Source organism: Pilosibacter sp. NGB245, assembly GCF_057397225.1.
The window spans coordinates 1,695,970-1,711,018 of record NZ_CM171584.1 but is presented as its reverse complement, the minus strand read 5'-3'; the positions used below and the strand labels follow the sequence as shown (position 1 = coordinate 1,711,018).

10 protein-coding genes are annotated in these 15,049 nt (G+C 49.4%); all 10 read right to left on the bottom strand.

What is annotated here, in order from left to right:
* Nucleotides 1-151 precede the first annotated feature (151 nt).
* The 10 genes from ACXMYH_RS07705 to leuS all read right to left on the bottom strand — a co-directional run bounded on the left by ACXMYH_RS07705 (nt 152) and on the right by leuS (nt 14,913).
* Nucleotides 152-991, bottom strand: a complete 840-nt coding sequence (locus ACXMYH_RS07705; protein WP_329752253.1) for a hypothetical protein — start codon at nt 989-991, stop codon at nt 152-154.
* Between the two features lie 281 nt (nt 992-1,272).
* A complete protein-coding gene (locus ACXMYH_RS07700) occupies nt 1,273-3,255 on the bottom strand; it encodes an alpha/beta hydrolase family protein (RefSeq protein WP_486555810.1) in 1,983 nt (660 codons plus the stop codon).
* A gap of 209 nt (nt 3,256-3,464) precedes the next feature.
* On the bottom strand, nt 3,465-4,421 hold the full coding sequence (locus tag ACXMYH_RS07695) for an ABC transporter ATP-binding protein (RefSeq protein ID WP_329752255.1): 957 nt from the start codon (nt 4,419-4,421) through the stop codon (nt 3,465-3,467).
* Complete coding sequence (locus tag ACXMYH_RS07690) at nt 4,421-5,425, bottom strand: ABC transporter ATP-binding protein (RefSeq protein ID WP_117469695.1); 1,005 nt, start codon at nt 5,423-5,425, stop codon at nt 4,421-4,423. The genes ACXMYH_RS07695 and ACXMYH_RS07690 overlap by 1 nt, the downstream gene beginning before the upstream one ends.
* Nucleotides 5,426-5,438: 13 nt before the next feature.
* Nucleotides 5,439-6,335 (bottom strand): ABC transporter permease, encoded by an 897-nt coding sequence (locus ACXMYH_RS07685; RefSeq protein ID WP_118531965.1) that lies wholly within the window; start codon nt 6,333-6,335, stop codon nt 5,439-5,441.
* A 12-nt stretch (nt 6,336-6,347) separates the two neighbouring features.
* Nucleotides 6,348-7,280 carry an ABC transporter permease gene (locus ACXMYH_RS07680; RefSeq protein ID WP_117469697.1) on the bottom strand — a complete coding sequence of 311 codons (933 nt, stop codon included), beginning with the start codon at nt 7,278-7,280 and terminating at the stop codon, nt 6,348-6,350.
* Nucleotides 7,281-7,483: 203 nt separating this feature from the next.
* The gene (locus ACXMYH_RS07675; RefSeq protein ID WP_329752256.1) at nt 7,484-9,076 is read right to left on the bottom strand and encodes an ABC transporter substrate-binding protein; all 1,593 of its coding nucleotides are present in this window, start codon (nt 9,074-9,076) and stop codon (nt 7,484-7,486) included.
* A gap of 267 nt (nt 9,077-9,343) precedes the next feature.
* Nucleotides 9,344-10,231, bottom strand: a complete 888-nt coding sequence (locus ACXMYH_RS07670) for a MurR/RpiR family transcriptional regulator (protein WP_215702482.1) — start codon at nt 10,229-10,231, stop codon at nt 9,344-9,346.
* Between the two features lie 286 nt (nt 10,232-10,517).
* Entirely contained in the window at nt 10,518-12,113 is a 1,596-nt protein-coding gene (locus ACXMYH_RS07665) for an ABC transporter substrate-binding protein (protein ID WP_486555809.1), read from the bottom strand.
* A 388-nt stretch (nt 12,114-12,501) separates the two neighbouring features.
* Nucleotides 12,502-14,913: a leucine--tRNA ligase gene (leuS, locus tag ACXMYH_RS07660; RefSeq protein WP_118531955.1), complete on the bottom strand. Its 2,412-nt coding sequence runs from the start codon at nt 14,911-14,913 to the stop codon at nt 12,502-12,504.
* Between the last annotated feature and the right edge of the window lie 136 nt (nt 14,914-15,049).

Here is a 15,049-nt window from a genome sequence, read left to right as displayed (position 1 = left end):
TCGCTTGTGACAATCTACATCTTCGCGCGGGTGCGCACCATTGGCGCGTTAGTGCCTTTTGTGTAATAGGAAATTCCTCGGAATTTCCTATTACACAAAAAATGCCTCCGGATATCGTTACTGTATCCATGAGGCATCTTTCTCTTCTTATTTAGTTCACCATATCTTCCAGATCTTCTACTTCCCCGGCGATCATGATTCTGGTCCCGGAATCCATAGACTGGATCAGCATTCTCACATAGGACTGGGCGAGCTGGATCCCGCAGAGAGATCTGTTCTTCGCACCGGACTGCTGGCAGTTTACCACCAGAGCCGGATACCCTTCCGCGCCCTCCTCCGGTTTTAATATCATTCCAAAATTAGAAAAAGCACGCATTGCTTCCAGATTGACAAATTGAGCCGCCGGAAGTCCTTCCGGCTTCTTTCCGGCGATCACGCCGAAACCGTCTGCTTCCGGATCCGTGATCCAGTAATCATTTTCCGTAAGTTTCCGGTATGGTGCAAGACTGCCCGGGTCATTCTCACTTCCGAAGGTACTCTCCAGACGGTAAACACCATACACCTCGGAGTCATCCTCCTGTCCGCCGGAAACATAGCAGTTGACCGAAAAATTTTCCTGCCAACCGGTATCCGTTCTCGAGAGGTAGAGAAGTCTCGAGTTCCCCGGAAGCTGTTTTCTCTTCGCGCGGACAACCTTCTCGCTGGAGGTACGATCTTTTGTTGTTTTTACTGTATCTGTTTCGGTGTCCAGATTATTGATGATCAGGAGCAGGCTGTTTACATCGTCACCAATCCCCATCTTATCGATCCAGCGTCCTTTATCCTGCTGGGTTTTCCAGCCGAGGTCTACCTCTACCTCATCATCGGGCATCTCTGCGTCCATCGTGATCGTATCGACTTGCGCAGATCTTACTGCGCCAGACGCAGTACCGCCAGAAATCCCAACTGCTGCTGTCAGCGCAAGAACTATCGCAAATAAGCGTTTCCGCATGCAAAAATCTCCTTCTCTGATCCGGTCCCGCCTCAAAGCTTACTGCTTTCGCATTCCCACAGGGATCACGTTTTTCGAAAACCGGATATAAAATCGAATTCCTTCCGGGATCTGTAAAGACAGACCCACGCTTATATGTATCGTACCATACTTTACACCGCTTGTCACTGAAAAATCTACACTGACGAAATTTTGCCACAAAAATTCCATAATAAAGGCTGCCCTTTCGGACAGCCTCTTTCCTTTAATATAAATTGCTGATTTTTCTGTTGTCTGCCATCTTACTTCAAATACTTCTCAAACCACTCCATCATCTCCGTCATTCTGCGGATTCTGTGTTTCGGTTTACCGCTTCTTGAGAGTTCGTGGTTCTCGCCATGGAAGAGGCACATGCGGGCTTCTACACCAAAGTATTTTAACGCGGAGAACATCTGGATCGCGTCGCCCATCCAGCAGCGGTAGTCTTCATCTGACTGGATAAAGAGGGTCGGAGTTTTCGCCATGTTTGCGTATTTGAGCGGTGAGTGCTGCCACATCTTCTCCTGGCTGTTCCACGGATCTGCCTTGATCTGATCCATATTGAAGTAATAGCCGATATCGGTGGTCATGCACTTGGATACCCAGTTGGAGATACTTCTCTGGGAGCAGGCCGCTGCGAATCGTGTGGTATTTCCGATTACCCAGTTTGTCATAAATCCGCCGTAGCTTCCGCCCATAACGCCCAGGTGCTTCTCGTCAACCTGCGGATAGCGCTTCAATACCTCATCTGTGAGTGCCATGCAGCATTCAAAGTCGATTCCGCCGTGCTTTCCGGTGATGTCTGCGAACTCATTTCCGCGTCCGTCACTTCCAAGCGGGTTCGTAAAGAATACGAAATATCCGGCATTCGCAAATACCTCGCTCTCGTGGAAGAACGTCGGTCCGAAGGTTGCCCGCGGACCGCCGTGGATCGTTAAGATTCCCGGATATGTCTTATTCGGGTCAAAGTTCACCGGTTTGATCACATAGCCGTCCAGCTCCAGATCTTTATATGTAAAGGTAAACTCCTCAACCGGGCAAACACTTCTCTCCGCCATCACCGCGTCGTTAAAGGAAGTGAGCTTCGTCTCCTCTTTTCCGTCAAACGCGTAGCACTCGGTGAGTCCCATATCGCGCATTCCGGTAAAGTAGACGGTATCTCCGGACTTCGCCAGTGTGTGGACACTTCCCTGACGGTCCACGATCGTCTCCATGTGACCCTCAGCGTCAAAGGTACGAATCACGCTCTGTTTTCGCAGCGTCGCGATAAAGTAGATCTTGTCGTCGTCATGGATCGCGGAAGCTCCGTCCGCAAACTTGCAGTCGCAGCAGATCGAGTTGTGGACGCTGTCATCATAGTCGGAAAGAAGCTCTACCCTGCCGTTCTCCACCGTATACAGCTTGTCATTCTCATTAAAGCCGTATTCTTTCATGTAGGAACCGAAGAAGGTTACTTTTCCCTTGAGGATGCACGCGTAATCGATGCTCATATCCTTTTGCTCTACAAGAGTCTTTAACTCACCCGTGGAGATCGTATACTGCTTTAATCCCTGGTAGACATCCTTTTTATCCGTGTAAAGGCTGGAAACATAGAGGATCGTATCATCGCCTTCGACCCAGGAACTCTCGACATTCTCGTAATCCGGAGTCACAATCTCACAGGAACCGCTCTCCATGTCATAGACTGCAAGTCTCGTTCTCTTCTTATTTACAATGCCCTGACCATTCGCCCAGAACGGAAGCTCATCGAAGACTTCATAGTCTTTCTCGTCCTTCCACGCCTTTAAAGCAGCTCTCTTCTCCTCGCCCTCTTCCATGTGGGAGAGATCCGGCTTGTTGTAATCATATTTCACTGTGAGGACAAGTTTCTTTCCGGCTTTTTTCATCTTCACTGCCTTATACGGAACAGCGAACGCGAACTGTGCCTCACCGCCATGGATGTTCAGGGTGTAGAAGCAGGTCCAGTCTTCCTCGTTCTTCGTTTTTTCCTGATAAGTCTTCTCACGGTCCGCAATAAAGAGGATCGTCTCGGAATCCATCCAGATGAAGGTGCGCTCTTTCTTTCCGCCTGTCAGTCTGGAAGTTTTCTTTGTCTCCATATCATAGAGCCATAAGCAGGACTCATAGCAGTTGTCCTTCTCGTTGGCATCCACCACCGCCATCACCGCGTGCTTTCCATCCGGTGCCGGGGTAAAGATCGTGGGATAATGATAATTTGTAAAATCTCTGATATCGATCTGTTTCATGGTTCCAGGTCCTCTCTTTCCTATTTATATATGTAGTTTTATCGCAGGATCATTTCCCTGTCAAATTTATTATACTTACAAAAGAAGCTGCCCTCACAGCACAGCATACCCTGCATCAATTTCTGTCGGCGTTTCCTATTGTAGATCAGAAAATCGCTTCATGCAAAATACCCCCGCCAGAATACCGGCGGGGGCATACGAATGTCTCCTTATTTGCCTTCCGTCAGGTGGCATGCCACGAAATGATTCGGTTCGATCTCGCGGAGCACCGGTTCCTCGCTTCTGCAGCGGTCTGTCGCATACGGACAGCGGGCAGCAAAACGGCAACCTGGCTTCGGGTTGATCGGGGAAGTGATCTCACCCTTTAAGATGATACGCTCTCTCTTCTTTTTCAGGCTTGGTACCGGAATTGCAGAGAGCAGAGCCTGTGTATACGGATGAGTCGGCTTATCGAAAAGCTGTTCAGACGGAGCTTTCTCGATGAGCTGTCCAAGATACATAACCGCGATATCATCCGCAAAGTGGTTGACAACGGAAAGGTCGTGTGTGATGAAGATATAGGTCAATCCCATCTGTTCCTGAAGATCCTGCATCAGGTTTAAGATCTGTGCCTGAATGGATACGTCAAGGGCAGAAACCGGCTCGTCGCAGACGATAAGCTTCGGTTTCATCGCAAGTGCTCTCGCGATACCGATACGCTGGCGGCGGCCACCGTCAAGCTCATGCGGGTATGTATTGATCAGGCGGTCTGCAAGACCTACGACCTGCATCAGCTCACGCACTCGATCCATACGGGCTTTCGGGTCCGTAATAAGCTTCTGGAGCTTTAACGGCTCAGCAATGATCTCACTGACTGTCTTTCTCGGGTCAAGGGACGCGTACGGGTCCTGGAAGATCAACTGCATGTCACGTCTTAAGAGACGGAGTTCATTTTTATTCTTTTTACATACATCCTCACCATCGAAGATGACCTCACCGGCAGTCGGCTCGATGAGACGTAAGATCGAACGTCCTGTGGTGGACTTACCGCATCCGGACTCACCTACGATACCGAGGGTTTTTCCACGTTCCAGAGTGAAGTTCACGTCATCGACCGCATGGAGCAGTCCCTTTGGAGTGTTGAAATATTTTTTCAGGTGTTTTACTTCAAGGATCGTATCTGCCATTACTGCTCACTCCTTTCAATGGAAAATCCCGGCTCTTCGTAGCGGACGCAGCGCACATAATGCGTATCGCTCGCCCACTTCTTTTCCGGTCTGTCTTTTTTGCACGCTTCTGTGCAGTACTTACATCTCGGGGAGAACGGGCAGCCTTTCGGAAGGTTTGTCGGATCCGGCATCAGGCCCGGAATCGGCTGAAGTCTCGCCTTGCGGTCTTCAATGTTCGGAAGGGAACCGAAAAGACCTTCTGTGTATGGGTGCATGGTGTGGTTGAAGATATCTTCCAGAGTTCCATGCTCAACGATCTGTCCCGCGTATACAACGGAGACCTCATCACAGACCTCTGCGATAATTCCCAGATCATGGGTGATCATGATCATCGCGGAACCAAATTTCTTTCTTAAATCCTTCATCGTCTCGAGAACCTGTGCCTGGATTGTCACATCGAGAGCGGTTGTCGGCTCATCGGCAAGAAGGAGCTTCGGGTTGCAGGCGAGAGCCATAGCGATAACGACACGCTGCTTCATACCTCCGGAGAACTGGTGCGGATACTCGCCGAAACGTTCTCTCGGAATACCTACCACTTCCAGCATATCGCCGGCTTTCTGTTCAGCCTCTTTCTCACTGATCTTATCATGGAGCTTGATAACCTCGGCGATCTGGTCACCGACGGTGAGCACCGGGTTTAAGGATGTCATCGGATCCTGGAAGATCATGGAAACGGTATTTCCACGGATCGCCTCCAGCTCCTTCTGCGGCATATTTAAGATATCTTTTCCGTCAAGAAGGATGGAACCGTTTTTAATAACTCCCGGCGGGTCCGGAACGAGACGCAGGATTGAAAGAGCGGTTGTTGTCTTTCCGGATCCGGTCTCTCCTACCAGTCCTAAGGTTTTTCCGTGCTCTAACTGGATATCGATGCCGTTTACCGCCTCTACAACGCCGTCATCGGTCTCATAATGGATCACAAGATCCTTAATATCAAGAATTAAGTTTTTGTTATCTTCCAATATTTTGTCCTCCCTACTTCTTCAGTTTCGGGTCTAATGCATCACGAAGACCATCGCCTAACAGGTTCAGGGAAAGGATCGTAATGATAATCGCAATACCCGGGAATATGGTCAGGTGCGGAGCGTTTCTTAAGTAAGCACGTCCGCCGGAAAGCATTGCGCCCCACTCCGGTGTCGGAGCCTTTACGCCAAGGCCCAGGAAGCTTAAGCCGGATGTAGAAAGGATCGCGGATGCAACCTTTAAAGATACCTGAACGATGATCGGTGCCATACAGTTCGGGAGAATATGGGAGGAAATGATCTCGAAGTTGTTTGCTCCGATACATTTCGCCGCCTCTACGAATTCCTGATCCTTTACGGTAAGGACGGAAGCCCGGACGATTCGCGCGTAGCCCGGCACGGAAGAGATCGCGATGGCAAGCATTAAGTTGAAGATGCTCGGTCCAAGTGCGGATACGATCGTGATGGAAAGAAGAAGGCTCGGCACTGCAAGGAAGATATCCATGATACGCATGATCACGTTATCGATCTTTCCGCCGTAGAAGCCTGCGATCGCTCCTAAGGATCCACCGATCAGAAGTGCGATGGATACAGCTACAACGCCGACACTTAAGGATACTCTTGATCCGTGAACGAGACGTGCCAGAATATCACGTCCGAACTCATCTGTTCCGAGCCAGTGAGCTGCACTCGGAGTCTGGAGACGGATGGCTGTGTTCTGCTTGATAACAACGGTATTGTAATCGAACAGGAAATCTGCAAAGATGGAGATCAGTACGAGGAAAACGACGATTCCAAGACCGATCATTGCCATTCTATTCTTTTTCAAGCGGCGCCAGATCTCTTTGAACTGGCCGCGCTTCTTTACAGTCGCGCCGGACGCCGCTTCCTGATTCTTTGATGTTCCCATACGCTTTCCTCCTTATTTTTTCTTATACTGCGCTTTGATACGCGGGTCAATGAAAGCGTAGAGAATGTCCACGCAAAGGTTTACGATACTGAAGGTGATCGTCATCATGATAACGCCGCCGAGGACTAACGGGGCATCTTTACTCTTGATGGAGTCTACCAGGAGACGGCCAACGCCAGGCCATGCAAATACAGTCTCGGTAAGAGTCGCGCCGCCAAGAAGGGAACCGAACTGAAGTCCGATAACGGTAACGACCGGGATCAGTGCATTCTTTAATGCGTGTTTCCGGATCACCATTTTCTCCGGCACACCCTTCGCTCTCGCGGTACGGATATAATCCTGACGGATGACCTCAAGCATGGAGGAACGCGTCATACGGCAGATCAGTGCTGCGTCGCCGGTACCAAGGGTGATCGCCGGCATAATGTAGTTCTTCCAGGATCCCATACCGCCGGATGGAAGCCATCCAAGGTTTAAGGAGAATACGATAATGAGCATTAAGCCCAGCCAGAAGTTCGGGGTCGCGACGCCTAGCAGGGCGGCGACCATTCCGACATTATCGATCGCGCTGTACTGCCTCGTCGCACTGATGATACCGATCGGAAGCGCGATGGCTACTGCTACCAGGATTGACCAGAACGCAAGCTTTGCTGTATTCGGGAATGCAGCCATGATCGTCGGGAAAACATCACGTTTTGTCTTGTAGGATTTACCCATATCGCCGTGAAGAAGGTTCAGCATATATTTTCCGTACTGAACGATAACCGGCTGGTCAAGTCCGAGGTCTTTTCTTGTCGCTTCGATCGTCTCTGCGTCTGCCGACTCACCTGCGATCATCGCTGCTGTATCACCTGGTGAAAGGCTTAAGATGAAATAAACCATGAAGGTTACGCCGATCAGTACCGGGATCAGCATTGCAAGTCTCTTTAACACATATTTGCTCATGCACACCATCCAATCTACCGCATCCCGCGGCTGTTTTTTTGTGTTTCCGAAACCCGTCTGTCGGGGCCGAAGTTCCGGATCCTTGTCTCAGGGTTTCTGGAATGTTTTCCGGGCTTTCACCGGATTCTGGAAAGAGGTACGGATCCCTTTTCGTGACCCGTACCCTGTTTTTGCATGGACTCTGTCCTTTTGGGGATCAGATATTATTTTTCGTAATGGCAGTTGCCAAGGTAATGCTGTGCGCCTTTGTGAAGCTTGAAGCCTTTTAAGTCTGCGCGGACACCAACATTATCGTATTTGTAGTATAACGGGCACCACGGGGAAATCTCGTGGAGACGATCCTGAAGCTCCTTGTAGAGACCCATACGCTTGGTATCGTCGCTTTCTTTCTGAGCAGCGATGATGAGCTCATCGACCTTCTCATCTGTTAAGAATGCACGGTTACCGGTCGCACCATGGTTCTCAGAGTAGAATAACTGGTAGGTGCTTCCGTCTGCGTCAAAGCTTGTGTTGGACCATCCGAGGATGAACATCTCATGATCGCCTGCATTTAAGGAATCAAGGAATGCGCCCCACTCATATGTAGAAATATCAACGGTGATTCCAACTTCAGCGAGCTGTGCCTGAACGATCTGCGCGGAACGTGTACGAACGTCACCGTTTACATAGAGGTTGCACTCAAATCCATTCGGATAACCTGCTTCTGCAAGGAGCTCTTTTGCCTTTTCCGGATCATACGGATAAGCTTCCTCCTCTTCAGACCAGCCCGGGATCGTGGAGTTGATATAGCTGTTTGCTACAGTTCCACGTCCCTCAACGATCGTATCAACGAAGGTCTGCTTATCCAGTGCGTAGTTGATTGCCTGACGGACTCTCTCATCGGAGAACTTCTCTTTCGTTGTATTCATTCCGAGATACTCGATGGAAGAAGACGGCTGGGAAAGAAGCGCTACGTCGGAGTTTGCTTCCACATTCGCACAGTCTGTCGGGTCAACGTTCCATACAAGATCGACTTCTCCTGCCTCAAGAGCGATCGTTCTTGCACTTCCCTCCGGGATTACGCGGACGGTAATGGAGGTTGCGATCGGTTCCTCACCCCAGTATTTTTCGTTTTTTGTAAGGGTGTAGTGATCGTTCGGAACCCACTCCGTAACCGTGAACTCACCGGATCCGAGTACATTCTCCACATCGCCGTAAGCATCGCCTGCTGCTGTGACAGCTGCCTCAGAAACGATACTTAAGTTTGTCTGGGTAACGATCGTCTTGAACGCTGCATATGGCTGTGTGAGCTTGAAGGTTACGTGGTAATCATCGTCAGCGATAACCTCTGCGATCTTTGAAGTATTGGACTTTGTCTTCGGCATATCCTTCGCACGGTCATACGTAAACTTTACATCCTTCGCAGTTACCGGCGTTCCGTCAGAGAAGCACGCATCCTCACGGAGCTTGAAGGTATACTCTGTATCACTCTTCATCTCATAGCTCTCAGCCAGATCAGGAACAAGGTTACCGTCATCGTCGATATCCATCAGTGTGCTGTATACGTGATGGATCAGTACTCCGGATGTGGTATCCTGCTGTCCTGCCGGATCCAGTGTTACAACATCTGCACCCTGAGCCACAACGATATCCGTCTTTGTGATCTCGCCGCTTCCGCCGTTATCGGTAGTTGTCTGCGCGCTGCTGCCTGCCGGTGCGTTTGTAGACTGATCAGCGTTCCCTCCTCCGCAGGCTGTAAGGATCATAGCTGCTGCCATTGCCATTGCTGTTGTTCTTGCAATACCCCTTCTTTTCATTCACAAATTCCTCCTGTTATTTTCTTCCGCTCCCCACAGCGGTCGTACTTCATAACGGTAGCATATGTCAGTATTCACTATACCCGTCATGCAGTACTTAGTTCGTTCTTATAGACCAAGAATAACAGTTTTGAACATATTTGTCAATAAAATTCAATTTACAAGGGGTTGTTTTAGCAATTTTCACAAATTGCTGTGACCTTTTTTGTATTGTATTTACTATACTCCTATTAAGCTAATAGGTTGAACTGTCCGAAGATCCACTGCCTATAAACCGTCTTTAACGAAGTCGATGCTGCCGATCGCACTTCTCACTTCCGAGAGGCGCCCACGGCGTTTATTCGTCTCCTCCGGGTTATCCATGGCAGAGAAATATATCAGGGCGTTCGCCACAGACATATATCCCATCACGGAATTATAAAAGAACAGGTCGTGGTTATTGCAGGTAAAAACGGTCGTTCCGTAGGACGCGATCGGTGAAGTCCTCTGATCCGTGATGGCGATCTGCGGGATCTTCTTCTTGTCGAGATATCTTGCGGTATTCACGATATGTTTCGCGTATCCGGGTGCGGAAAAGATGATCGCGCAGTCCTCCGGCGTGGCGTGGGCCAGATAGTTATTGTAGAGAGCCCGGCTCAGATTCGAGAGATCGAGCGCCTCCAGTCCCAATGTCAGGAGTCTTCTCGTCGTATAGGCACAGAGCCCTGTCACCAGCTCGCTTCCCACCACATAGATCTTCCGGGACTGCCTGATGATGGCCACCGCGGAGAGGATATCCTTTAAGGAGACCTGTTCAAAGGTCTTCGCGATCACATTTTTCTCGTTCGTGACAAACTCCCGGAACATTTCTTCCTTATCGTGGTCACCGTACCGGATCCCGCCCACATGATCCGCGATTCTGTTTAAACCGTCCCCATGGACCAGTCTCGTCTGTAAATGTTCCCGCAGACGGTTCTTCATTTCCACGAAGCTCTGGGCCCCGATCTTCTTCGTGAACCTTAATATGGTCACCTCCGTCACACCCAGTGTCTCCGAAAGCTCTTTCAGGGAGTAAAAGCAGACCTGATCCGGATATTTGAAGATAAAATCCGCGATCCTTTTCTGAACCGGGCTGAGTTTTTCATAGCTTGCGTTTACTTCTTCGAGAATTCCCATGCTCATCTCCTCCTGTTTTACTATTCAGCCCTATCCCCATTTTATCAGCGAATTCCCTGAATAGTTATAATTCACTATACATCGTACTATACATGATAGTGACATTATAACCGAACAATCCATGCATTTCCAGTATTTTTTGTGTAATTTTCAAAGAATGTGCCCTTACACCTCCGGGCATCCCGTGTGACCGCTTGCGGCGATCTGCATCTTCGCACGGTTGCGTGTCGTTGAAAAGGGGCAGACACCTTCATGTCTGCCCCCGTCTTTCACATTTTAAATATTATCAATCTTCATAGTGGCAGTTGCCAAGGTAGTGCTGTGCGCCCTTGTGAAGCTTGAATCCCTTTAAGTCTGCGCGGACACCGACATTGTCGTTTTTGTAGTATAACGGACACCACGGGGAGATCTCGTGGAGGTATACCTGAAGCTCTTTATAGAACTCCATACGCTTGGAATCATCACTCTCTTTCTGTGCGTTGATGATCAGCTCATCGACTTTGTCATCGGTTAAGAATGCACGGTTACCGGTTGCTCCATGGTTTCCGGAATAGAATAACTGGTAAGTACTTCCATCCGCGTCGAAGCTTGAATTCGACCATCCGAGGAGGAACATCTCATGCTCACCTGCATTTAAGGAATCGAGAAGAGCGCCCCACTCATAGGTAGAGATATCAACCGTGATTCCAACCTCTGCAAGCTGGGCCTGAATGATCTGGGCGGAACGGGTACGAACGTCGCCGTTTACATAGATCTTGCATTCGAATCCATTCGGATAACCGGCTTCCGCAAGAAGTTCTTTCGCCTTCGCCGGATCATACGGATAAGCTTCCACCTCGTCGGTCCAGCCCGGGATCATCGAATTGATGTAGCTGTTTGCTACAGTTCCACGACCCTCAATGATCGTATCAACAAATGTCTGTTTATCCAGCGCGTAATTGATCGCCTGTCTGACTCTCACATCCTTGAATTTCTCTTTTGTCGTATTCATACCGAGATATTCGATGGAAGAAGACGTCTGGCTCAACAGCGTCACATCCGGATTTGCCTCGATGTTCGCACAGTCTGTCGCGTCAACGTTCCATACAAGATCGACCTCTCCTGCCTCAAGGGCAATGGCGCGGGCGCTTCCCTCCGGGATCACGCGGCAGGTGATCGTTGTAGTGATCGGCATCTCACCCCAGTATTTTTCGTTTCTTGCCAGGGTGTAGTGGTCGTTCGGAACCCACTCGGTAACTGTGAACTCACCGGATCCGAGAATATTGTCAACATCACCGTAAGACTCTCCCGCTGCTGTGACCGCTGCCTCGGAAACAATACTAAGGTTCGACGAAGTAACAATGGTCTTAAATGCCGCATATGGCTGTGTCAGCTTGAAGGTAACATGGTGATCGTCATCTGCGATAACCTCTTCGATCTTGGAGGTATTGGATTTCGTCTTCGGCATATCCTTCGCACGGTCAAATGTAAACTTTACATCCTTCGCTGTAACCGGCGTGCCATCAGAGAAGCATGCGTCCTGTCTCAGGGTGAAGGTATATTCCGTGTCACTCTTCATCTCGTAGCTCTCTGCCAGATCCGGAACAAGGTTGCCATCATCATCGACATCCATCAAGGTACTGTACACATGTTTCATAAGTACACCGGAAGTGGTATCCTGCTGTCCTGCCGGATCCAGGGTCACGACGTCAGAGGCCTGGGCAAAGACGATATCTGTCTTTGTGATATTTCCGCCGCCGGAGCTTTCCGCTGTTGCCTGAGTCTCACTGCCGCCTGCTGCCGCGGTCGTTGCCGCTGCATTGTTTCCGCCTCCGCACGCTGTCAGCACCATTGCTGCTCCGACAACGGCTGCCACCGATCTCGCTGCTGTTCTTTTTTTCATTCACATGCCCTCCTTCAAGTTATTTCTGTTTCGTCAGAGTGTTGTTGGTAATCGTTGAATGTAAATATTTACTATACCTATATATACACTCTTTTCTGAATTTCATGATTAAAGAATATCATTTTCTAACATCTTTGTCAATAAAGTTTTCCTTTCTGCGTATTTTTTGTTTAATTTGTTTGTTTTATTTGGTTTCAGCCTTTCTATAGTCATAATCTGTTTACAATTTGTTCAAAATTAACAAAAGGAGGTTTCCGGCATGTATAGTAAATACTGACATTTCGGCAGTGAAAAAGGGCGGGACCGCAAGGATCCCGCCCGGAATTTTTTCAAATACTTATATTGGCACGAATTTTTCAGATGATCCGACAGTTTCTGTCACTCCATCTTATTTTACAACAAGGTTTACGATCTTCTTCGGAACATAGATCTCCTTCACGATGTTTCCGGTGATCTTTCCTTCTACCGCAGCTTTACCTGCAGCGATCGCATCCTCTTTTGCGATGTCAGCCGGAACCATGATGACCGCTTTTACCTTACCATTTACCTGTACGGCAACCTCGATCTCATCGTCCTTCATTGCTTCCTCATCGCACTCCGGCCATGTTGCATGGAATACGCTGTCCGTGCCGCCGAGTTCTCTCCAGAGTTCCTCGCCAAGATGCGGTGTGAACGGAGCCAGTAAGATCACGAATGTCTTTAATGTCTCCTTGTCGATTCCGCCCTCTCTCTTCGCAACGTCTGTGAGCTTGTTGCAGTACTCCATGAATCCGGATACTACGGTATTCAGGCTGAACTGGTTGAAACGTGTCTCGATATCGTAGACAAGCTTGTGGCGGAGCTTCACCATCTCCTTTGTCTCCTTGATATCCTTGTCCTTGCTGTCCATCACAAGGTTGTAGAAACGATTTAAGAATCTGGCAACGCCCTCGATTCCTCTGTCGTCCCACTCGGCATCCAGCTCCGGCGGTCCAACGAAGAGCTCGTACATTCTTAACGCATCACAACCGTAATCTCTTACAAGATCATCCGGGGAAACAACGTTTCCTTTGGACTTACTCATCTTGATACCGTTCTTGCCGGTGATCATACCCTGGTTGAACAGCTTCTTGAACGGCTCATCGAAGTCGATCACTCCGATATCGTATAAGAACTTCGTGTAGAATCTGGAATACAGAAGGTGAAGAACGGCATGCTCAACACCGCCGATATACATATCTACCGGAAGGTACTTGTCTGCTTTCTCTTTAGATACAAGTTCCTTGTCGTTCTTGTTATCTACATAACGTAAGAAGTACCAGGAGGAACCAGCCCACTGAGGCATTGTGTTTGTCTCACGTTTTGCCGGAGCGCCGCAGCACGGGCATGTGGTGTTTACCCAGGAGTCGATCGCCGCAAGCGGGGACTCACCGGTACCGGTCGGCTGATAGCTCTCAACCTCCGGAAGTTTTAACGGAAGCTGATCCTCCGGGACCGGAACATTGCCGCACTTCGGGCAGTGAACGATCGGGATCGGCTCGCCCCAGTAACGCTGACGGGAGAATACCCAGTCACGGAGCTTGTAGTTGACAGTCTTTTTACCAATACCCATCTTCTCGATGATGTGCGGAGCTTCTTTCTTTAATACGGAGGACTCCATGCCGTTCCACTCACCGGAATTGATCATGGTTCCCTTCGCGTCTGTGTAAGCTTCTGTCATGTTCTCGATCTCTTTGCCGTCCTGGGCGATGACCTGGATGATCGGGAGACCAAATTTCTTTGCAAACTCAAAGTCACGGTCGTCGTGTGCCGGTACGCACATGATCGCTCCGGTACCGTAGTCAGCGAGAACATAATCAGACAGCCAGATCGGAACTTCCTTGCCGTTTAACGGGTTGATCGCATAGGATCCTGTGAAGACGCCTGTCTTTTCCTTGCCCTGGAGACGGTCTACGTTGGACTTCATGGAAGCGTCGAAGATGTACTTCTCAACAGCCTCTCTCGTCTCATCCGTTGCAAGCTCTTTTGCAAGCTTATGCTCCGGGGAGAGTACCATAAAGGTTGCGCCGTGAAGCGTATCCGGTCTTGTTGTGTAGACAGTGATCTTCTCGTCGCGTCCCTTTACCGGGAACTCAACCTCTGCACCGTAGGATTTGCCGATCCAGTCGGTCTGCATCTTTTTAACCTTCTCCGGCCAGTCGAGCTTGTCGAGGTCGTTTAAGAGACGGTCTGCATATGCAGTGATCTTTAACATCCACTGACGGAGATTCTTCTTTGTAACCGGTGTGCCGCAGCGCTCACAGCAGCCGTTTACGACTTCCTCGTTCGCAAGACCTGTCTTACAGGACGGGCACCAGTTGATCGGGAATTCCTTCTCGTATGCAAGACCTTTTTTGAACATCTGTACGAAGATCCACTGGGTCCATTTATAGAAGGACGGATCTGTCGTGTTTACTTCCATATCCCAGTCATAGAGCGCTGCGATCTGGTTGATCTGACGTTTGATATTTTTGATATTGGACGCTGTGGAGATCGCCGGATGAACGCCCATCTTGATCGCGTAGTTCTCAGCCGGAAGACCAAACGCGTCCCAGCCCATCGGGTGGATCACATATTTTCCCTTTAATAACTGATAACGACTCCATACATCAGAGATTACATAACCTCTCCAGTGACCTACATGAAGTCCGCTGCCGGACGGATATGGGAACATATCCAGGCAGTAATATTTTTCTTTCTTTCCATCATTGACATTGATCGGATTCTTTTCCCAATTCTCACGCCATTTGCTCTCAATGGCGGTGTGGTTGTACTGTGCCATGACGCTTTTCTCCTCCATTTCATATCGTTGAAGGCGGTGCAAAAATACGCTCCGCGGATTTCGCCCGCCGCCGCTGTATTTACCGGAATCCGGGAACTCCCAGACCCTGTTCGATTGCCTGACCGCTTTTCCGGTT